The sequence below is a fragment of the Rheinheimera gaetbuli genome, from assembly GCF_054781935.1.
The window spans coordinates 626625-646460 of the sequence record NZ_BAAGTL010000001.1 but is presented as its reverse complement, the minus strand read 5'-3'; the positions used below and the strand labels follow the sequence as shown (position 1 = coordinate 646460).

General features: G+C 50.7%; 20 protein-coding genes. 5 read left to right on the top strand and 15 right to left on the bottom strand.

Annotated elements, in window-relative coordinates:
• Positions 1-31 precede the first annotated feature (31 nt).
• The 3 genes from ACYVIC_RS03040 to ACYVIC_RS03030 all read left to right on the top strand — a co-directional run bounded on the left by ACYVIC_RS03040 (position 32) and on the right by ACYVIC_RS03030 (position 3281).
• Positions 32-925, top strand: coding sequence for a metallophosphoesterase (locus tag ACYVIC_RS03040; RefSeq protein WP_460857154.1), 894 nt, complete (start codon positions 32-34; stop codon positions 923-925).
• A gap of 89 nt (positions 926-1014) precedes the next feature.
• A complete protein-coding gene (locus ACYVIC_RS03035) occupies positions 1015-3039 on the top strand; it encodes a S9 family peptidase (protein WP_460857152.1) in 2025 nt (674 codons plus the stop codon).
• Between the two features lie 44 nt (positions 3040-3083).
• A complete protein-coding gene (locus ACYVIC_RS03030; RefSeq protein WP_460857151.1) occupies positions 3084-3281 on the top strand; it encodes a hypothetical protein in 198 nt (65 codons plus the stop codon).
• Here ACYVIC_RS03030 and ACYVIC_RS03025 read toward each other — a convergent pair.
• The 10 genes from ACYVIC_RS03025 to ACYVIC_RS02980 form a co-directional block, all read right to left on the bottom strand.
• Positions 3278-4144 (bottom strand): MBL fold metallo-hydrolase, encoded by an 867-nt coding sequence (locus tag ACYVIC_RS03025; RefSeq protein ID WP_460857149.1) that lies wholly within the window; start codon positions 4142-4144, stop codon positions 3278-3280. The genes ACYVIC_RS03030 and ACYVIC_RS03025 overlap by 4 nt on opposite strands.
• A gap of 244 nt (positions 4145-4388) precedes the next feature.
• Positions 4389-6086 (bottom strand): amino acid ABC transporter ATP-binding/permease protein, encoded by a 1698-nt coding sequence (locus ACYVIC_RS03020; protein ID WP_460857147.1) that lies wholly within the window; start codon positions 6084-6086, stop codon positions 4389-4391.
• On the bottom strand, positions 6073-7764 hold the full coding sequence (gene cydD / locus ACYVIC_RS03015) for a thiol reductant ABC exporter subunit CydD (protein WP_460857146.1): 1692 nt from the start codon (positions 7762-7764) through the stop codon (positions 6073-6075). Before cydD ends, ACYVIC_RS03020 begins: the two co-directional genes overlap by 14 nt.
• Positions 7765-8766, bottom strand: a complete 1002-nt coding sequence (gene cydB / locus ACYVIC_RS03010; protein WP_460857144.1) for a cytochrome d ubiquinol oxidase subunit II — start codon at positions 8764-8766, stop codon at positions 7765-7767.
• Positions 8766-10163, bottom strand: a complete 1398-nt coding sequence (locus tag ACYVIC_RS03005; protein WP_460857142.1) for a cytochrome ubiquinol oxidase subunit I — start codon at positions 10161-10163, stop codon at positions 8766-8768. Before ACYVIC_RS03005 ends, cydB begins: the two co-directional genes overlap by 1 nt.
• A 12-nt stretch (positions 10164-10175) precedes the next feature.
• Entirely contained in the window at positions 10176-10427 is a 252-nt protein-coding gene (locus ACYVIC_RS03000) for a DUF2798 domain-containing protein (protein WP_460857141.1), read from the bottom strand.
• A 161-nt stretch (positions 10428-10588) separates the two neighbouring features.
• Positions 10589-11230 (bottom strand): peroxiredoxin, encoded by a 642-nt coding sequence (locus ACYVIC_RS02995; protein ID WP_460857139.1) that lies wholly within the window; start codon positions 11228-11230, stop codon positions 10589-10591.
• 218 nt (positions 11231-11448) lie between these two features.
• Entirely contained in the window at positions 11449-11637 is a 189-nt protein-coding gene (locus ACYVIC_RS02990; protein WP_460857138.1) for a YgaP family membrane protein, read from the bottom strand.
• A gap of 141 nt (positions 11638-11778) precedes the next feature.
• Complete coding sequence (locus tag ACYVIC_RS02985) at positions 11779-12345, bottom strand: Tll0287-like domain-containing protein (protein ID WP_460857136.1); 567 nt, start codon at positions 12343-12345, stop codon at positions 11779-11781.
• Positions 12346-12373: 28 nt separating this feature from the next.
• The gene (locus ACYVIC_RS02980; RefSeq protein ID WP_460857134.1) at positions 12374-13675 is read right to left on the bottom strand and encodes an NAD(P)/FAD-dependent oxidoreductase; all 1302 of its coding nucleotides are present in this window, start codon (positions 13673-13675) and stop codon (positions 12374-12376) included.
• Between the two features lie 226 nt (positions 13676-13901).
• Between ACYVIC_RS02980 and ACYVIC_RS02975 the strand changes: the two genes are divergently transcribed.
• Positions 13902-15542 (top strand): methyl-accepting chemotaxis protein, encoded by a 1641-nt coding sequence (locus ACYVIC_RS02975; RefSeq protein WP_460857132.1) that lies wholly within the window; start codon positions 13902-13904, stop codon positions 15540-15542.
• Between the two features lie 97 nt (positions 15543-15639).
• Here ACYVIC_RS02975 and ACYVIC_RS02970 read toward each other — a convergent pair whose 3' ends face one another.
• Positions 15640-16059 carry a hypothetical protein gene (locus ACYVIC_RS02970; protein ID WP_460857129.1) on the bottom strand — a complete coding sequence of 140 codons (420 nt, stop codon included), beginning with the start codon at positions 16057-16059 and terminating at the stop codon, positions 15640-15642.
• Positions 16060-16202: 143 nt separating this feature from the next.
• Here ACYVIC_RS02970 and ACYVIC_RS02965 point away from each other — a divergent pair, with 143 nt between their 5' ends.
• On the top strand, positions 16203-16829 hold the full coding sequence (locus ACYVIC_RS02965; protein WP_460857128.1) for a hydrolase TatD: 627 nt from the start codon (positions 16203-16205) through the stop codon (positions 16827-16829).
• Here ACYVIC_RS02965 and ACYVIC_RS02960 read toward each other — a convergent pair.
• The 4 genes from ACYVIC_RS02960 to ACYVIC_RS02945 form a co-directional block, all read right to left on the bottom strand.
• The gene (locus ACYVIC_RS02960; protein WP_460857126.1) at positions 16815-17105 is read right to left on the bottom strand and encodes a type II toxin-antitoxin system RelE/ParE family toxin; all 291 of its coding nucleotides are present in this window, start codon (positions 17103-17105) and stop codon (positions 16815-16817) included. The genes ACYVIC_RS02965 and ACYVIC_RS02960 overlap by 15 nt on opposite strands.
• A gap of 3 nt (positions 17106-17108) precedes the next feature.
• The gene (locus ACYVIC_RS02955) at positions 17109-17348 is read right to left on the bottom strand and encodes a type II toxin-antitoxin system ParD family antitoxin (protein WP_460857125.1); all 240 of its coding nucleotides are present in this window, start codon (positions 17346-17348) and stop codon (positions 17109-17111) included.
• Positions 17349-17460: 112 nt separating this feature from the next.
• The gene (locus tag ACYVIC_RS02950) at positions 17461-18255 is read right to left on the bottom strand and encodes a hypothetical protein (RefSeq protein WP_460857123.1); all 795 of its coding nucleotides are present in this window, start codon (positions 18253-18255) and stop codon (positions 17461-17463) included.
• 51 nt (positions 18256-18306) lie between these two features.
• Positions 18307-19830 carry a S24 family peptidase gene (locus ACYVIC_RS02945; protein WP_460857121.1) on the bottom strand — a complete coding sequence of 508 codons (1524 nt, stop codon included), beginning with the start codon at positions 19828-19830 and terminating at the stop codon, positions 18307-18309.
• Between the last annotated feature and the right edge of the window lie 6 nt (positions 19831-19836).

Below are 19836 nucleotides of genomic sequence, written 5' to 3'. Positions count from 1 at the left end.
ACAGCAATGTGGCTTTTATCAGGTTAACTATATGAAAAATAGATTTTATTTTGCAATGCTATTATGTGCGAAACTGTACTCACCAGCCAGCTACTCTGCTGAAGCGTCGGCTTCAACAGCGTTCCGGCTTGGTGTTATCGCCGACTGCCAATATGCCGACAAAGCCGACCGCGATGCGCTGTTTTTTCGCAGTTGTCCGGCCAAACTCCGTGCCGCCATAGCCGATTTAAACGGGCAACAACTTGAGGCTACGGCACAACTGGGCGATTTAATAGATGAAGACATGGCCAGTTTTGCGGTTATGCAGCCTATTTTGGCGCAAAGCCTGGCGCCGCTTTACCATGTTTTGGGTAACCATGATTTCTCCGTTGCTGATGAACACAAAAGCAGCGTAACGGGCCTGCTGGGCATGCCAGCACGGTACTACCATGTTGATATCCGCGACTGGCGCTTTATCGTGCTGGACGGCACCGACGTTAGCCAGTATGGCTGGCCCAAAGATAGCCCGCAGCATAAACGAAATGAGCAGCTTATTGCCCGGCAGTACGCCACCGGCGAAAGCTGGAACGGTGCTATTGGTGCTGAGCAATTGTCCTGGCTGGCAACGCAACTGGCACAGGCCGATAAGGAAGCAAAAAAAGTGGCCTTACTCAGCCACTTTGCGCTATACCCGCTGGATCATCACGTGTTATGGAACCACCAGGAGGTAATGACACTTATTAGCGGCCATTCCAGCGTAAAACTATGGCTTAACGGCCATAACCACAAAGGGGCCTATGGCCAAAAGCATGGCATTCACTTTGTTACCTTACATGGCATGCTTAATACAGCCGAAACCGCTTACAGCATTGTGACCTTTGCGCAGGACACAGTGCACATAACGGGTAAAGGCCGTCAGCCTGATCTGGTATTGCCGCTAAGATAATGCCACTTGTCTTACTCTGTGCTGACAGCGCGCCACCTTGTGCTAGTATCTTGCCGGTACTTTACTAAAACAATAATGGAGTTATACCGATGAAAAAACTGCACCTTTTGCTGGTGCTGTGCCTGTTGCCTTTTATAGCATGGGCGCAGGACGACACCAGCCTTAGCGTAGAGCGGCTGTGGCAGCTTGAGCGTATTGGCAGCCCTGTTACCTCAAGCGACGGTCGTTATATTGTCGCGCCGGTAACCACATATGATGTTAAAGCCGACAAAGGCCACACCCGGTTGTGGCTGTTTAGCGCCGATGGCAAACAACAAACGCCGTTAACCGCTGAAGGCCTGCGCGCCAGCGAAGCCACCTTTTCGCCGGATGGCAAAACCCTGGCCTTTATCAGCCAGCGCGACAAAGACGACGCCGGCCAGATTTACCTGTTACCTATGACCGCACCGGGTGAGGCGCAGCGCTTAACGCAAGTGCCCACCGGCGTATATGGCCTGAAATGGCAGGGTAAGCATTTGTATTTTATCAGCCGGGTTTGGCCGGAAAAAAGCTGGGACGAGATGGCCGCACATATCAAGGCCGAAAAAGACAATAAAATGTCAGCGAAACAATGGAATGCACTGCCGTACTCGCATTTTGACCACTGGATAGACGAAAACCGCCAGGCGCATGTATTCCGTATTGCCGCTGCAGGTGGTGAGGTGCAGCCGGTTACCCAGCCGCTGGGGTATCAGCTACCGCGTTCAACACAAAGCGCCGCCAGCTATGATATCGACAGCAAAGAGCAGTACATTGCTTTTAATGCCAATGGCAGCGACAACCAGACCGATCCAAAAATTGATATCTTTTTCGCCCGTTTAGGCAGTGACAGCGCAGAAAACCTGACGGCGGCAAACCCCGCGCCGGACACCAACCCCAGCTTTAGCCCGGATGGTAAAACCCTGGCTTTTAGCAGCCAGCGTATTGCCGGCTTTTATGCCGACACCGCACGTCTTAAGCTATACGACATCGCCAGCAAAAAACAACGCGAGCTAACCAGCAATTGGGACCGCTCGGTAAGTAATTTTATCTGGGCTGCCGATGGCAAAGGCTTTTATGCCAGTATCGACGATGCCGCCACCCAGCGTTTGTATTACGTAGATGCCAAAACCGGTAAAGCCCGCGCTATTACCAGCGCCACCAGCTTTGGCCGGCCGGCATTGGCTGGCAAAACCCAGCTGGTAGCTACCAACGACAGCTTTTTGTACCCGGCGCGTTTAGTGCTGGTAGACGCTAAAAATGGCAAAACCACCCGGTTAGATAAATTTAACGACGAGCTGTTAGCTAACACTGAATTAGGCCGATACGAGTCGGTTACGTATAAAGGTGCAGAGGGTAAGGATATTCAGATGTGGGTGCATTACCCGCCAGGTTTTGATAGCAGCAAAAAATACCCGCTGTTTTTACTTATTCATGGCGGCCCGCACAACGCCATTGGCGACAGCTTTAGCTACCGCTGGAATGCACAAACCTTCGCCTCCTGGGGTTATGTTACCGCCTGGCCTAATTTTCATGGCTCCAGTGGTTTTGGTCAGGATTTTGCCGACGCGATAAACCCGGATTGGCGCACCAAGCCGCTGGCCGATATTCAGGCTGCCACCAAATGGTTTGAAAACCAAAGCTGGATTGACACCGAGCGTATGGTAGCCGGTGGTGCCAGCTACGGCGGCTACTTATCGTCAATATTGTTGGGCACAGAGCACCCGTTTAAAGCGCTGCTAATTCATGCAGCGGTGTACAATATGTACTCGCAAATGGCGGCTGATTTTGCTGTGCACTCTACGCGGTTTGGTGGCTATTGGGACAACCCGGATATTTATAAGAGTATTTCACCGCATTACCATGCCGACAAATTTAACACACCAACCTTAGTGATCCATGGCCAGTTAGATTACCGCGTGCCGGTAGGCCAGGGTTTTGAGCTATTCCGCACGCTGCAAACGCGTGGCGTTGAGTCACGGATGATTTACTTCCCCGACGAAAATCACTGGATCTTAAAACCGAATAATTCCATCTATTGGTATAACCAGGTAAAAGACTGGATGACTAAATTCGCCGAGCCCGGTGGGCGCTAAGCCGTTATAATTGAACACAACGCCGGCACTGCCCGGCGTTTTTTGTGTCAGAGCAAAGCTGTTGCGGCGTCACCTCAGTCGATGTCGCCGTGACCCATGCCTTATTTGCCGGCGATGCGCTGGCGCTGATCAAAGCCGCCGGGGTAAATCGGGTGTGGAGCACCGACTGCATCGCCCACCTCAGCAATGCTATCAGCATGGCGCCAGTGCAGGCACAGGCGCTTAAGCCTTTATTGTGTTAAAGCTGGTCGATAGGTATTTTTAAGTATACTTTGCCGTTAGCTTCTGCCGGAGGCATTTGTCCGGCTCGAATATTTACCTGGATAGAGGGTAATATAAGTCGGGGCATTTCCAGGGTTGCATCGCGTGCTTCGCGTTTGGCGACAAACTGCGCTTCACTTATGCCGTCCTGTACGTGAATATTATGTTTGCGTTGCTCGGTGACACTGGTCAGGTACTCATGCTTGCGCCCGGCAGTCGGGTAATCATGGCAAACATAAATCTGCGTATCCTGCGGCAGTGTCAGTAACCGTTGAATTGAGCGATACAAGGTAGTGGCATTACCGCCTGGAAAGTCGCAACGTGCCGTGCCGACATCCGGCATAAACAGGGTATCACCAACAAAAGCTGCTTTCTGGTTAACAATGTATGCCAAATCGGCCGGCGTATGCCCCGGTGTGTGCATCACTTTAATCGACAGACTACCCACGTTTAGCTCGTCACCGTCTTTAAACAAATGATCAAATTGGGCGCCGTTGGGCAGAAATTCCTTCGCTAAATTAAAGACGCTTTTAAAAATCTGCTGCACCTGTTTTATATGCTCACCAATACCGATTCTTGCGCCCAACTGTTGCTTAAAAAAGGGTGCAGCTGACAAGTGATCGGCATGGGCATGGGTTTCCAGCACCCACTCGACGCTGAGGTTATGCTGCTTGATGTAATCCAGCATTTTCTCAGCGCTGGCGGTTGAAGTGCGGCCAGACTTATAGTCAAAATCCAGCACCGGGTCAATTACCACAGCGAGTTTGGTTGTGGTGTCGTTAACCACATAGCTGAAAGTTTCGCTATCGTTATCTAAAAACGCCTCAACATGAAAATCAGTCATTTTGTGCTCCTTTGCAGGTTTTAACCTTACAATTGTTTGCTGGCTACCACTGAAGATTAGTGGCTAACTTAGTGTTATGAAAATATAGAATAAGGTTATGCCCAAATGAAATAAATATATTAGATTGTCCTAATTTATTTTTGCGATGGATCAACAATCGAAGTGTTAATAAAGCTTAGTGCGCGTATTTCGCCTAAATTGAAATGAAAATTAAAGCCGGGAGTATGTTAGGCGAGAGAGTTAATTAGATATCGGTGTCAGTCTGTGTTATTAACGGTAGATGATAAAACCGGCTTATGTTAACCAGCAGTTCCGGGTTCTCATGTAGGCTAAGAAACACCAGCTTGTTTTCTAACCAGGGCTGAATGTTATGCCATATGCGGTTTGCCATTTCTGTATCCAAACCATTAAATGGCTCATCCAGGATCACTAAATCAGCTTGGCGCAGCAGTAACCTGGCTAAACTCAGCCGCCGGGCCTGGCCGCCCGACAGGTTTTGCCCCCAATCGCCCAGCCAGGTATCCAGGCCTTGCGGCAATGCCCTGACCCATTGCTCCAACTCCACTGCCGCTAATGCTTGCCACAGTACTTGCTCGGGTCGAGTTTCTTGTCCCAGCTGCAGGTTATAACGTAGGGTATCAGCAAAGATGGTGTTGGCCTGTGTTAAATAGGCCACCTGTTGCTGATAACGCGGCCAATCAGCGGTATCTAAGGCATGGCCATTTAGTTGGATCTCAACGCCAGGGTGGCTTTGCTCGGCAGCCAAACAAGCGGCTAAGGTTGATTTGCCAGAGCCTGACTCGCCGGTAACCAGCAGCTTGGCGTTGTCAGCGTTGAGCACCAAGTCAAGCGTTTGCTGCGCACTGCAGGCAATATGCGGGTGAGCTGTTACGCTAAGTTTTACCGTGGTAATTTGGTTTTGCTGCGCTATACGCGCGGTGGTGTCTGGCATTTGCGCTAACTGGGCCAGCCTTACGGCAGAAAATGCTGTCTTGCCAAAAACACTAAGCTGAGCCGGCAGGCTGCTTATCAACTCGGCCACGCCCAGCCAGCCTAAGATAAACAACACGGCCACCGGCGCTGATACAGCTGCTGTGGTAAAGACATCCAGTAGCATAAAAATAAGTAGCACAAATACTGCACTTTGTAGCGAATTTATTATTAGCTGCAGGCGGGCTTTGCTTTGTTGCAGTAGCTGTTCTTGCTGCTGTATGGCGCTGCTGCTCTGACTTAGCTTTTGCTGATAACACGGCAGGCTTTTGCTGGCACTAAGTTCGGCAATGCCTTCGTGCAGCTGTATTACCTCGGCTCGTGCCGCCAGGAACAGCCCGGCCAGTTCAGCACCCTGGCTAATATTCTGCCGTAAAAACAGCACACAGCTCAGTAGTAATGCCAGTAACAGCCCAGCGGCTGTAGCCAAGGAAAACCACGGTAACCACAGCGCCAAGATAGCAAAAAATACTATAGTGCTTAGCAGCGTAACCATGGGCGGCAACAGTAGTCGCAGGTACAGGTTGTCCAACGTATCCAGCTCAGCTGTCAGGCGGTTTAGCCAGTCGCTGTCGCTGCTGGTGCGGCTTTGGCTGCGTGATAGCTGCTGCAGGCCGCTAAACAACGCCACCCGGCTCCTGGCCAGTTGACCCAGCACCGTATCATGGTTGTATAGTCGCTCAAAGTAACGGCTAACGGTGCGGCTTAAGGCAAAAAACCGTATACCGCCGCCGGGTAGATAAATATCCAACGCATAAACCAACCCCAGTGCTATGGCTGAGCCGGCAAGTGCCGTGGCGGTAATAAACCAACCCGATAGTGCTAACAAGGCTATGCCGGATAATGCCGTCGCAACGGCTAACATAGCGCCAACCCCAAGACGATGACTATTGCGCGTTATAAAGAGGTTTAGCCAAAAACGCAAAGCGTTGATGTTATCAGGCGGCAACATGCTTATCCCCGGCTGTCAGTATCAGCTGCTGATCAGCCAGTTTAGTCAGCTGTGCATCATGACTGACAATAATCAGTGCATGCTGGCGCTTTAACTGCTCAAGGCAGGCAATAATCTGCTTTCTGCTGGCCAGATCTAAGCTGGCAGTAGGTTCATCCAGCACAATAATATCAAAGGATGACAGCAGCACCCGTGCCAGCGCCAGGCGCTGCAACTGCCCGCCTGACAGCCCCTCAGCGCGCTCTGTCAGCGGTTTGTCCAGTTGTGCCGGCGAGGGGCAAAGCATGGCTAAACCAACCCTGTTTAACGCCGCTAGCAGGGCGGTATCATCAACATCAGGGCCTAGCACTGCCAGGTTTTCGCGCAGCGTGCCGTTAAACACCCAGGGTTTTTGTGCCAGATAAAATACCCGGGCTTGCGTCACCGGCGACTGGCCAACATATACCTGGCCATGAGCAGGGGCTTGCAGGCCGGCGAAGGTTTTTAATATGGTACTTTTACCGGCACCGGACGGCCCACTGATAAGTAAGCACTGGCCCCGGTTAAGGTTAATGTTAACCTGCTGGCAAATCTGCCGGCCTGTTGCGGTATTAACGCTAAGATCCCGACACGCAAAAGCCTTGGCTGTCTTGTTGGTATCTTGCAGTTGTAGCGGCTGTGTGGGTAGCAAAGCGCTTGGCAGCAACTGCGGCGCTAACTCTGTGGCGGCAGCAAGAGCTGCGGCGCGGTCGTGGTAAGATTGGGCAAATTGGCGCAGCGGCTGAAAAAACTCAGGTGCCAGTGCCAGCATAAAAATGCCGCTGGCCAGGGTTAAACTTTGTGCCGGGCCAAAATTGATGGCACCAAACAAGACAAAACCGATATAGATAGCCACAGCGGCAATCGCCACGCTGGCAAAAAACTCCAGTACCGCTGAAGATAAAAACGCTACCCGCAGGGTTTTCATCACTAGTTGGCGGTATCGCTCGCTGCGGCTGGCGACTTCAGCTTTTACCTGTTCGGCAGCGCCGAGGCGGTTAATCAGCGTCATTTTACGTAGCCGATCTAAAAAGTGGCCAGCCAGTCGCTGGCGCTGGGTTAGATGTTTTTGGTTTATTTGCTCAGCGCCCATGCCGATTAACGACATAAACAGCGGGATCAACGGTGCACTTAACAGCAGCAGTAAGCCCACCAGCCAGTTGCTTACTGATATTGCTATTAAGATCAGCAGCGGCGATAGCAGCATTAGTTGTTGCTGTGGCCAATAGCGGGAAAAGTAACCGTCCAGTGCATCGGTATCTTCCAGCCAGTGCCCGGCATGGCTGCTGGCTGCCTGCTGCTGCAGCGATTCAGGTTTAGTAGCTTGCCAGGCCTGCAATAACTGCTGGCGCAGGCTGGCCCTGATATTATTACTGGCGGTTTGTGCCAGCTGCTCTTGCCAGTAAAGTGCTAAGTTGCGTGCCAACAGCAGGCTAACAATTAGCCCGCCGTATAGCTGTAGAGTGGTGCTGCCAGGTTCTGCCAGTACCACCTGTTGTATTAACAGGGCAATTAAGTACCAGCTTAGAATAAGCAGCACAGTGGCGGTGCTGCCAGCCAGAATGCTAAGGCGTAAGCGGGGCTTTTCCTGGTGCTGCAACCGCTTTAGCAAGGCTAAACCGGCTGCGTGCTCAGCTGAAATGACTTGCTTAGCCGTCACCTAATGGTATCCGCCTTGTTTTACCTTGCCGCGAAATACCCAGTAGGTCCAGGCGGTGTAGGCCAGCACAATAGGGATAACAAACAAGAAGCCTAACAGCAGGAAGAGTTGCGAGCTGTAATCTGATGCCGCATCCCAAAGTGTGTAGTTAGGTGGCACCATATAGGGCCACTTACTGCCCAGCAAGCCCAGATAGGTAAACAAGAACAACCCCATGGTGGCGACAAAAGGCGTGCCTTCACGCTGTTGTTTTAACGAGTTGTAGATCACCCAGGCGCAATACATTGCCAGTACCGGCAATAACCACAATAGTGAGAAACCATCAAACCAGCGTGACAATACCCGCTCGTCGACAAAGGGGGTATAGGCGCTGATCACCGCAAACACCACCAGTACCACCAGCAGCAAACGCGGCGCTACTTTGTACGCCCATTGCTGTACTTCGCCTTCCGATTTCATAATCAGCCAGGTTGCGCCGAGCAAAGCATAACCGGCCACCAGGCCCAGGCCGGTGATCACGGTAAAAGGCGTTAGCCAGTCCAGTGCACCACCAACATAACGGAAGTTCTCAGTAGCAAAACCCTGAATATAAGCGCCCACGACGGCACCTTGTGCAAAGGACGCGACAATAGAGCCCCCGGCGAACGCCCAGTTCCATAAGTAACGAGAGGTTTTCGCCTTAAAGCGAAACTCAAAGGCCACGCCGCGGAAAATAAGCCCAGCCAGCAGCAAAAACACACCGATGTACAGCGCCGGTAAAAAAACAGCGTACACCAGTGGAAACGCCGCCAACAGGCCGGCACCACCCAGCACCAGCCAGGTTTCGTTGCCATCCCATACCGGGGCTACCGAGTTCATCATTACATCGCGGTGATGCTCTGTTGGCGCAAACGGAAATAAAATCCCCTGGCCTAAGTCGAAGCCATCCATTAGAACATACATCATGACGCCAAAAGCGATAATGCCGGCCCAAATCAGGGTTAAATCAAACGGCTGTGCCATTACTTATCTCCTTCTAAACTGGCATGGGCGGCAGAGAAAGGCCGCATAGGCCGTTCAACTTCGTCCATCTCGTGTGGTGCATTGGCTTTTTCTAAACCGCCACGAAACACTTTGAGCAGGTAATAAACGCCAGAGCTGAAAACCAGGCTATAAACCACGACATAACCAACTAATGTAAACAGCGCCATGCCACCGGTAAGAGACGGTGTAAGGCCCTGTGCGTGCGTCATTTGGCCGTAAATTAGCCAGGGTGCACGGCCGGTTTCAGTTACTACCCAGCCTGCTAACACCGCCAAAAAGGGGCTAATGCTCATTAGCCTGAGGGTTTGTAAAAATGCGGTTGAGCGATAATAGCGGCCACCCGGGCGCAGCACTAAGCCCCACACACCCACGGCGATCATTAATAAACCGAGGCCAACCATCACGCGAAACGACCAGAACACGATAAACACCGGTGGCTGCTCCTCTACGGGCACCTCTTTGAGCCCGGGCACTGTGCCTTCCCAGTCGTGAGTCAGAATAAAACTGGCGAGTTTCGGAATACCCAGCTCAAAGTGGTTTTGTTGTTGTTCTTTATCAGGGATAGCAAACAGTAGCAAAGGCACGCCCTCACGGGTTTCCCAGTTACCTTCCATAGCAGCTACTTTCATTGGCTGGTGTTTAAGGGTATTCAGGCCATGAAAATCACCTACTACGGTTTGCATTGGCGCCAGCAGTAACAGCATCCACAAGGCAATCGATAATGCCTTACGGTTGGCATCAAACTCACGTTTTTGCAGCACAAACCAGGCACTCACACCGGCGACCACCAAAGCGGCGGTTAAAAATGACGCCAGTGCCATGTGTAAAAAGCGATAGCCAAATGAGGCAGTAAACAGCGCTTCACTCCATGACGCGACATAATACATGCCATCGCGCAGCTCCAGGCCGGCTGGCGTTTGCATCAGCGAGTTGGCCGATAAAATCCAGAACGAGGAGATAAAGGTGCCGGTGGCGACCATAATGGCGGCAAACAAGTGCACACCCTGTGGCACCTTATCCCGGCCAAACAGCAGCACACCTAGGAACGCTGCTTCAAGGAAAAACGCCGTCACTACTTCATAGCTCAGTACCGGGCCGAGAAAATTCGCGGTAGCGTATGAGAAGTTACTCCAATTGGTACCAAACTGGAATGACATCACAATGCCAGACACCACGCCCATCCCAAACACCACGGCAAACACCTGGATCCAGAATTTAGACAGTTTTTGCCATACTGGATTGCCAGTTTTAAAAGATAAAGTTTCCAGCACTGCAATAAAGCTGGCTAAACCGATAGTAAATACCGGGAAGATAGCGTGAAAACACACCACAAACGCAAATTGGATGCGGGAAAGTAGTAGTGGATCAAGTTCCATAATTAACTCCGGTTAGCGACTGGCTTTAGCATCAGTAATTTTTAACAACATCGATTGGGTGAAACGTCGTACCAGCGGCAATAGAATTAGCAGGGTAGGAAAGGCAATACCCCAAGACCAGAGCCAGGCACTTAACCAACCGGCGATACTAAACCCATCTAAACCTAATGCTTTGATAATGCTGACAAACGAGATCACACAGGTCATCAGTATAGACAGAATAAAAGGCATTAGCAGTCTTTCTATTAGGAAAATCTTATTCATTAGCGTTTACCTCTGCAAATCTCGCCAGTCACACATCGCCATGACGATGGTAGTGGCAAGACGTGACATTGGCACTGCGGTATATTGTCGCAGCATCTGTTTTATTGGTTTCGCAAAACGGCTGAAAGGGGCCCTTGGGCCCCTGGTTTCAGATAAGTTGCTTACAGCGATTTGGTGCTGTAGTACCAGTCAACATAGTTGTAGCCCTGGCCTTTACGTGCTTCGGCTTCGTCCATAGTAGCCGGTGGCGGTACAATCACCTCGTCACCTGGCTGCCAGTTTTCCGGCGTAGCCACTTTATTCTCATCACTGGTTTGCAGTGCTTTAAGTACCCGTAAAAACTCGTCAATGCTACGGCCATTGCTCATTGGGTAGTACACCATCGCCCGTAAAATACCGTTAGGGTCAATGATAAAGGTGGCCCGCACTGCAGCCGTGTCGCTGGCACCGGGTTGGATCATGCCATAGGCTTTGGCCACGTCCATCGACAGGTCAGCAATGATTGGGAAGGTAATTTTTACACCGAAGTTTTCTTCAATGCTGCGCGCCCAGGCAATGTGCGAGTGCACGCTGTCGATAGACAGGCCCAGTAGTTCGCAGTTAAGTGCGGCGAACTGGTTGGCACGGGTAGCAAAACCCATAAACTCAGTGGTACAAACTGGCGTAAAGTCAGCTGGGTGTGAAAACAACACCAGCCATTTTCCTTTATAGTCTTCCAGCGTTTTCATGCCATGGGTGGTTTTGGCATTAAAAGCTGGCGCGGGTTTGTTCAGTTGTGGAAACGTTACAATAGTATCAGTCATGGTTGTATCCTCAGTGAGTTAGGGTTGGTCTCAACTTTCGTATTCCATAATAGAATAAGCTTATAACTAAAGGAAATAAGTTTATTAGATTAATCTAATCTATTTTACCGATATGATGGATAAGAGACTGAAATAACGATTAATTTCAGGTCAATGACATAAAAAAATGTAAAAAGGCGCAGTATGCGCCTTCTGTAGTAGTACTTGTTATTAGCTGATCAAGATAGCTTACAGGTTTTAATGCCCAGCAAACTGTATAGCGGGCAAAAGTTAAACAAGCCGGTTAGCAAAGGCACTATGCCTATCCAGCCCCAAACACCCACAGTGCCGGTTGCTGCCAAAGCAACTAATACTACACCACCAATAATACGTACTACCTTATCAATACCACCAACGTTTGCTCGCATTTTACACCTCTGTAAATTAGGTTTGCCTTAACTACTTTACCTGTTTGGTAGCACAGTAGCGAATACATCAAAGGCAAAAGCTTGCGCTATAACAAGCTTTGGGTTTATGGCGGGCACTGTTAAATACCTATTGTCAGGTAGTTATAGCTGCTTTTGCAGCGTAAAAGCCCCGCGCAGCTCGCCGGGGTTAAAGCCGGTGGCCAAATCATCCGGATAGTGCTGCTGTATTTTTTGTTGCACCTGTGCTGCCACCGCACTGCCGTGGCAGGCAACACACATGCTGTCGAGCATTATCGGCTGCATATAGCGAAACACCTGGGTGCTGCCACTGCCGACAATTTCAGCATGTTTAAGCTGAGCTGGCATGCTGCCATTGGCAAGCTTAGCGGCATAACCCTGTAAAACATTCTGCTCCCAGCTGTCGGCGCTGTTAGCGCTGTTACGCACTTTCAGGCTGGTGCGGCCAATTTGCCAGCCGTCCGTTGACCATTTTTCGGCAATTAATGGTGCTTGCTCTTTACATACCTGCACGCCATTGGGTAGTCCGCCGTTGCTAATAGCGGCTTTGAGAGCAGCTTTAAGCTCAGCGGAAAAGCTTTTAATTCGTTGTTGGGCATCTGTTTGCAACTTGCTAAGCTCGGCTGGGCTATTGTCGGCCAAAGCCAGGTTGCTCAGGCTTAGCAAAAGCGGGTAGATAAGGTAACGCATGGTGTAATCCTTGTAGACGTGATTTGAGTTAGCTGGCGTCAAAATTACAGCTGGGTTTGGCATGGCGATCGGTCGGTATATCATCACGATAATCCGGCGCGGCCAGCCACTCATGGCCTTTTAGCATGCCGTACCAATACAGTGGCGGCAGCAGTTTTTCCTTTAAAAACCATGACAATCGGGCTGGCTGAGTGCCATCGACCAGCCATGTCGGAAAGGTAGGTTCAACCTTACCGCCATAAATAAACTCGGCCAGCACAATTTTGCCGCGCTCAACGGTGAGCGGGCAGGAGCCATAGCCGTTATACACAGCGCGCAGTGGGGTGCTATTAAGCAGGCTTAGCAGGTTTTCTGCCACCACCGGCGCCTGTTTGCGCACGGCGGCGGCGGTTTTCGCGTTTGGCGTATTGGCACTATCGCCTAAGGCGAAGATATTTTGCCAGGCTTTGTGCTGCAGTGTATCCGGATATACATCTACCCAGCCAGCAGCATCAGCCAGCGGGCTTTGCTTTATCACGTCAGGTGCTACCTGCGGCGGGGTGATATGCAGCATGTCAAAGTGTTTTTCAATGTCTTTACTACTGCCATCGGCCTGAGTTTGCTTAAAATGCGCGGTTTTGCTGCTGGCATCCAGTGCCACTAAATTGGTTTGCAGGTTAAGGCCAATACCGTAATGCTTAACATACTGCTGCAGCGCCGGCACATAGTCGGCCACGCCAAACAATACTGCCCCTGCAGTGCAAAATTGCACATTAATGTTGTTGAGTACCTGCTGGCGCTGCCAGTGATCGCAAGCCAAATACATGGCTTTTTGTGGCGCACCGGCACATTTTATTGGCATTGGCGGCTGGGTAAACAGCGCCTTGCCGTGCTTTAGTTGCTGCACCAGTTGCCAGGTGTAAGGCGCTAGCCCGCGTGCATAGTTTGAGGTAATACCATTAGTGCCCAGGTTATCATTCAGGCCGTCAATTGCCTGCCAATTTAAGCTTAAGCCGGTTGCAACGATCAGGCTGCGGTAACTCAGGCAGCTGCCATCGGCCAGCGTTAACTGGTTTTGTTGCGGGGCAAAACCAGCGGCAGCACTTTGGTACCAGCTAACCTGTTTTGGTATTAACGCTGCCATCGGTTTGACCGTGTCAGGCTGTTTAAACACGCCACCGCCAACTAACGTCCAACCAGGCTGATAATAGTGCTCTGCGCCAGGCTCTGCCAGAGCAATGCGTAAATCCGGCTGCCGCTTTAACAGGCTGGCTATTGCTGATAGACCGGCGGCACCGCCACCGATAACGACTACATCGAAGGGGGTAGTGGCGATAACTTGTGCACTCATGTTAGCTCCAGTTATGGCTGCATTTAGTGCAGCATGGTGAGGAACATTAATATGCTTTAAAGGAATATGCATATTCAAATAAAGCATAATCTAATGTACTTTAGGCTTTGCTGCTAATTTGTGCAAGGGCAAAAACGGCACTGCTTAGATTATTGTGGTAAAGCACACAACTAATGATTAAATTTTGCTAATATAAAAAGTCAATTTCCTGTTGTAAGGTGTCGTAATGCAAACTAATTCCGCAAAAACTTTGTCTTCAGCCGGTCTATCAGTTGGTAAAAAACTGTTTATCAGTTTCGGTACGTTAAGCGTGCTTATGCTGGTGGTGGCAATAGTGGTGCAACTGGCGCAGTTGGCAATGAATTCTGCCCGCGCCAGCGCCGCAGATAAGCGAAATCTGGCTGTATTGCAGCTGGAAAAAGAAATTGATCATTTAGTTTGGGCTAACCAGCTGGCAAACAGTATTTTGTTGCAACAGTCGTTCAACGGCCAGTTAAATCCGCAGCAGTGTGCCTTTGGCCGTTGGTACGAACAATTTAAAGCGTCTGATGTTTATAAAAGTGGCAGCCCGGAGCTACGCCGGGCGCTGGACGCTATTGATACACCGCACCAGCAACTGCATCAGAGCGCGGTCAATATAACGGTGGCTGCACCGGCACAACGGACGGCTATATACCAGAGCGAGTCGTTAGCCGCCTTAACCCAGGTGCAGCAGGCGCTGGGGCAAGTGCAGCGTATTTTTCAAGCCGAGCGCGACGCTATTATCGCCAGCGCGGAAATAACCGATAAAAACGCCATGCGTGCGGTGTGGGCGGTATTGGTGTTAACCCTGGTTGCTGCGGTGTTATTTGGCATCTGGTTGCGACGGGTAATTTCGTTACCGATGAAAGCCTTAACGCAACGAGCTGAGGCCATTGCTGCAGGTAACCTTACCGGTGAGCCGCTTGTTATTCAAAGCCGCGATGAAGTTGGCCTGGCGGCACAGGCGTTTAATGCCATGCAGCAGCAGTTGCGTGAGTTGATCCGCCATTTGGTTGACAAATCAGAGCAGGTTGCCGAGCACGCTGCCCGGGTGTCAGACATTACCAGCCGCACCGATGTTGATTTACAGCGTCAGGCGGCAGAAATAGAGCAGCTTGCTACCGCTATGAATGAAATGGCCGCCACCATTGCTGAAGTGGCAAAACATGCGCAAAGTACCTCAGAAGCCACCCATACCTCAGAGCAACATGCGCAGCAGGGCCAGAATATCGTGCGCTCAGTAATCGGCAGTATTAATGAAATAGCTGCCGAGGTAGATAACGCCTCGGGCACTATTTCTGCCGTGCAGCAGGAAAGCCAGAATATCGGCGCAATATTAGACACTATTCAGGCTATTGCCGAGCAAACCAATTTGCTGGCGCTTAACGCCGCAATTGAAGCGGCGCGAGCCGGCGAGCAGGGCCGCGGTTTTGCTGTGGTAGCCGACGAAGTGCGCACCCTGGCAGCCCGCACCCAAACCTCGACTACAGAAATTAAAGCGTTGATAGAGCGGCTGCAGCACAGTGCAGCCAATGCGGTTAATACCATGCATGCCGGTGTTACTAAAGCGCAGCAGGGCGTTGCCATGGCTGATCAGGCCGGTACGGCGTTAACCGACATTATGCAGTCTGTTAGTGCTATTACGAATATGACAATGCAAATTGCCAGTGCCACTGAAGAGCAAAGTACAGTTGTGCAGGAAATGGATCAAAACCTGTTGCGGGTAAACGCATTGACGTTGGATACCCGGCAGCGCTCACACGAAGCCGATGCAACCTCGGCCGAGCTGGAAAAAATGGCGGGCCAGTTGCGCAGCGAAAGCCGGCGTTTTAAGTTGAGTGAATAATTTGCACAGGTCCGACTAACACACACTGTAATCCCGGCACTGTCAGGTTGTCATGCCGCGGATTATACAACGGCCTGCTGTATCTGGCGGTGTGTTATTAGCCGGTGTGCCTTAGCTGGTTACTGTCGGTAGCAAAACCCCGTGACGCTAACCAGTTAAAGGCATCTTGCTCGTTTGGATATACCCGCTTTTCGAAGCGGCCGACACTGTCACTTACCATCTTGTTAAGCTGATACTGCTTAATCATATTGGGGCAATATACCTGGGCGGCATAACGTAAACCGTTGTTAATACACCAGTGCACCAGTTGTTGTACTATGGGTTCAATTTCCGGCACCCCCAGTTGCCAGTTGTCCAGATAGACAATATGCGCCCAATCACTGCCTGCCAGCGGCCCGGCTAGCAGTTTAAACTCGCTGGCATAATCTTCGGCGGTAAATTGGCTCCAGCCACCACTGATGCTGGCCATAATTACGCGCTGCTCGCGCCATATCCTGAATTTTGGGGTCGGTTTCATGGCTTATTAGCGCCGCTTAATTAATAGGCGTTAAGTTTAGCAGCTGCTAATCATGCCAGCTTGATTTGGCGCAGCCTTTAAGCAATAAATTTGGGGCGATTAACAAGCTGTGCCATGATAAGCCGCACAGCTTCGGAGGCAAAATGACAGTAAATCTAATCAGTTATGCAGACAACCTACGCTTAACCCTGCACTGTGGCAGCCAGTTGCCAGCGGCGCAGTCGTTATTGCAGTTGGCAGGCCAACATGCACTGCTGGCGCAACTTACACCGGCACCTACCGCACAGCAATTGCTGGATAGCGCCGAACAAGCGTATCAGGCGGGTTACGAGCAGCAGGCTTCTACCGAGTTTGAGCTACAAGGCCTGGCCCTGGCCGGTATTGGCGATCCGTTGTTACACATGGATCTGCTGGCGACATTTTTACCGGCGTTTAAAAGCAAACGTCATGGTGTGCCGTTAACACTGGTAACCTATGGTTTGGTAGCGCCTGATGAGGCCACGGCGTTGTGCCAACAGCTGCTTGATCTGGAAGTAGAAAAGCTGGAAATTTACCTGCCGGCCAGCAACCCGCCAGCCTATCAGCAAGCCGTTAAGCCAAGCCGGTATGGTTTTAGCGAGCTGTGCCAGTTTATCCATACCGCCAGTGAAGCCGGCATGCAGGTGACTTGCTTTGCCTATGCGCCGATAGCACAGCAAAGCGAACTGCGCGCGCTGGCGCTGGATTTAGGCGCCAGAGCTTTTATCGTTAAGCCGTTAGCTATTGTTTAACCAGTCCTCATGCGCGTGCCTCACGCGAATAATAAAAATACTGTTGTCAGCTTCAAGTTGGTAAATAACCAGGTGTGAACCGACAGGATGCAGCCGCACAGGTGGGATAAGTTCTTCACGCACAGGCGCAGCTTGCGGGTTGTCAGACAAAAACTCAAAAGTCGTGGTTAATTGCTGGTGATAACGCTTTGCTTGTGCCAGGCCAAACCGTTCTGCGCCGGCAACAAAAATAGCAATAATATCGTCTTCAGCTTTGTTACTAAGTGCATAAGGCATAAGTTATCGAGCTAGTTTCGCCATTGCCGCTGCCTCCAACTGCGCCATAGTGCTATTACCTCGGCCACTGTTAATGCCTTCATCAACCAGTTGTTGCAGGTGGGTTACTTTGGCTGTCCGCTCCTGATCGCGTCGTATCAGGTCTCGCACATAGTCACTGGCATTACTGTAACGCCCGGTTTGTGCCTGTTGTTCTACCCAATGCTTCATACCATCGGGCAGTGATACATTCATAGTCGCCATTAGCTTGTCTCTGTTACTGCAATTAAGCTAATTGTGCGGTTATGGCAAACTTTGTCAAGTTTGCCCGTGAGGTTTATGTTTAACCTTACCACTTCGCGGCTAAGGCTTAAGTTTAGCGTCTGGCTGCTGCCGGTTTTACTCTGGTGTTATACAACTGCTGCAGCGCTTCGGCTATGGTCATATCAGCGTTTTCACTCAGGTAACGCTCGACTTGTTTATGCACAAAAATCACTGCTTGTTTATGCTGTTTAGCAAAGGCCGCACATTGCTGTTTAAGTTGCTGGTTAAATTCTTTCTCAGCCGCTTGCTGGTGTATGGCGTTAATCGCCTGCTCAAAGCTATTGCCATTATCCGCAAAGGCTTCTTTTAACGCGTTTTTCGGTATGCGGTAGGCTTTACTGGCAAAATCAAGCGCTTCACGAAAGCTATCAAAACACTCACCAAACACCTCAAACACCAGCGGCGCGCTATCGGCTACCTGCTGGCTAATACCGCCGGCTTCATAGTCAAAGCCAAAAAAGTTAAGCCGCTCAGTGGTTTCCGCGCCCAGTTTTAAGCCGGCTTCAATACTGTGGCGCAGGCTAAAATCTAACGCCGCCAGCTCATCTACCGTCCACATGTCGTAAATACTCAGCGCCTTGGCGTACTTCTTCGCTAGCTTATCTTTGGCAAATTTACGCCGCTCATCCAAAGTACCGGCCTTGCAGGGTTTAACCAGCTCATGGCATTCATTACAAACCGGAATTTTTAAAAACTCACTCGCCTCGCGTGTCGCCAGGTAAAACTCCAGATACTGCTGCGGCGGCGCATAGTCATGCGTAGCAGCAATACAGCCGCAGTAAAAGCAGGTGTTGAAGCTGTGGCTATGGGTGGGGGTAAGCAGGTGGTAGTGGGTGTCGTTAGCCATAGCAGCGTCCAAAGCTGGGGATTATAACTAAATTGGGATTGGGTGTTGGGCTTATTCAACTATTCCTTTGAGCCTGGCAAAAGTTCGCATGGTCTCATCGGCTGCCAGAGGCGGATAATCGGGGTTTTTAGCCATTAGCAGATACTGCCCGTCAGCGATTTTTTTCACATCACGCAGCAGGTATTGGTTATCACCAGTTTGATCCTGGCGTTCTATGGCAACGGTGCAATTTTGTAATGAACCGGCGCTGGTTGGGCTGATAAGCTCCAGCAACAGTAGTTGGCCATCTAAAATCGGGTTTTTACCGCCATTCATAGAGTTGCCGCTGGCGCGGGCTAAAAAATGTTTAGCCGGGTTCAGGCTGCCAAAACCAGCCGGGGCGGACCATTGTTCGGCCCCGCTGCTATTGCCGGTTTTAAAATGGCCGCAGGCAATTTTAAGATTGGGAAAGTAGCACAACCGCACACTATCATCGGCTGCGGTTATTGCTGGCGCATCATTAGCCGCCACTGGCGCAATGCTCATTGTCACTGGGTTAGCCTGCACAAGCTGAGCCGCACCGGCAACGACAAATTCATCTTTGCTTAGCCACAGTTTGGCACCATTGGCCTGCGCAACGCCGTATGCCCAGTCACTTACTGCGCGTGATTTTTCGGCATCACAGTAAAAGTACGTTGCCAGCTCAGAACTTAGTACCGCAGCGTGCACTACCAGATTTTGCTGTTGCCAGTTGTCACGATGTCGCTGTGCTGCCAGATAGTCTCGCTTGCTGTTGTTGCAGGCGCTGTGTGCAGCGACAAAGTTGTGGCCAAGGTCGGTGGAGTAGCGGGCAAACGGAATAAAGTGATCAACATCGGCATTACGTTGGTCGTTCAGCGGTTTATTACAGTAAAAGCACTGACCACGCTGAATTTCAATCAGTACCGGCCGCGCTTTATTCAATGCATTACGATCCACACCAAATAAAAACTGCTGTAACTGGCTTTGTGGGCCTATCAGTTGTTGGTTGTCTTTAATGCTCTGAATTTTTTGCAGCCAGGCATTTTTTGCCAGATACACCACCAGATCGTAAAAGCGGCGGAACGAATAGGCAATGCCGGGGTTCAGCTTGATAAACTTACTGCTGTTGCTATGCGGGTATAAAAAACATTCCGCCTGCTTGGATAAAATTTGCAGCCGCCATAACGGGCCGTCTTTCAGTGTTGCCAGTGTTGCGCGATAAATAGCAGGCCAGTACTGGCTGAGTTTTAACTGGCGAATATTACGAATGTTGTTTTGCTGACACTCATACAACACACTGATAACTTTGGACTGCTTGCCTGAATTTTGCTTGAGCAGCGCTGCATCGCCGTTGGAGCCTGCGGCAAAAGGCATGGCATGGTGCCAGTACAGCAGGATAAATTTATCCACCAAATCATCTAACATGATCACCAGTTCGCTATCCGGTTGCTGCAGTGGCCGTTCGACGCAGACATCGGCAATAGCGTGCAGCAGAGCAAACTTGTAAGTTGCACTGAAGTCACCTTCATTCAGCATGCGCTGAATATAGGCAATAAAGTCCAGTTGCTGTTGCATGGCCGC

Excerpts from the sequence above, each read along its gene's own strand:
- ACYVIC_RS03040 (WP_460857154.1), top strand. The coding sequence starts at position 32 with ATGAAAAATAGATTTTATTTTGCAATGCTATTATGTGCGAAACTGTAC.
- ACYVIC_RS03035 (WP_460857152.1), top strand. The coding sequence starts at position 1,015 with ATGAAAAAACTGCACCTTTTGCTGGTGCTGTGCCTGTTGCCTTTTATA.
- ACYVIC_RS03025 (WP_460857149.1), bottom strand. The coding sequence starts at position 4,144 with ATGACTGATTTTCATGTTGAGGCGTTTTTAGATAACGATAGCGAAACT.
- ACYVIC_RS03020 (WP_460857147.1), bottom strand. The coding sequence starts at position 6,086 with ATGTTGCCGCCTGATAACATCAACGCTTTGCGTTTTTGGCTAAACCTC.
- cydB (WP_460857144.1), bottom strand. The coding sequence starts at position 8,766 with ATGGCACAGCCGTTTGATTTAACCCTGATTTGGGCCGGCATTATCGCT.
- ACYVIC_RS03005 (WP_460857142.1), bottom strand. The coding sequence starts at position 10,163 with ATGGAACTTGATCCACTACTACTTTCCCGCATCCAATTTGCGTTTGTG.
- ACYVIC_RS03000 (WP_460857141.1), bottom strand. The coding sequence starts at position 10,427 with ATGAATAAGATTTTCCTAATAGAAAGACTGCTAATGCCTTTTATTCTG.
- ACYVIC_RS02995 (WP_460857139.1), bottom strand. The coding sequence starts at position 11,230 with ATGACTGATACTATTGTAACGTTTCCACAACTGAACAAACCCGCGCCA.
- ACYVIC_RS02990 (WP_460857138.1), bottom strand. The coding sequence starts at position 11,637 with ATGCGAGCAAACGTTGGTGGTATTGATAAGGTAGTACGTATTATTGGT.
- ACYVIC_RS02985 (WP_460857136.1), bottom strand. The coding sequence starts at position 12,345 with ATGCGTTACCTTATCTACCCGCTTTTGCTAAGCCTGAGCAACCTGGCT.
- ACYVIC_RS02980 (WP_460857134.1), bottom strand. The coding sequence starts at position 13,675 with ATGAGTGCACAAGTTATCGCCACTACCCCCTTCGATGTAGTCGTTATC.
- ACYVIC_RS02975 (WP_460857132.1), top strand. The coding sequence starts at position 13,902 with ATGCAAACTAATTCCGCAAAAACTTTGTCTTCAGCCGGTCTATCAGTT.
- ACYVIC_RS02970 (WP_460857129.1), bottom strand. The coding sequence starts at position 16,059 with ATGAAACCGACCCCAAAATTCAGGATATGGCGCGAGCAGCGCGTAATT.
- ACYVIC_RS02965 (WP_460857128.1), top strand. The coding sequence starts at position 16,203 with ATGACAGTAAATCTAATCAGTTATGCAGACAACCTACGCTTAACCCTG.
- ACYVIC_RS02960 (WP_460857126.1), bottom strand. The coding sequence starts at position 17,105 with ATGCCTTATGCACTTAGTAACAAAGCTGAAGACGATATTATTGCTATT.
- ACYVIC_RS02955 (WP_460857125.1), bottom strand. The coding sequence starts at position 17,348 with ATGGCGACTATGAATGTATCACTGCCCGATGGTATGAAGCATTGGGTA.
- ACYVIC_RS02950 (WP_460857123.1), bottom strand. The coding sequence starts at position 18,255 with ATGGCTAACGACACCCACTACCACCTGCTTACCCCCACCCATAGCCAC.
- ACYVIC_RS02945 (WP_460857121.1), bottom strand. The coding sequence starts at position 19,830 with ATGCAACAGCAACTGGACTTTATTGCCTATATTCAGCGCATGCTGAAT.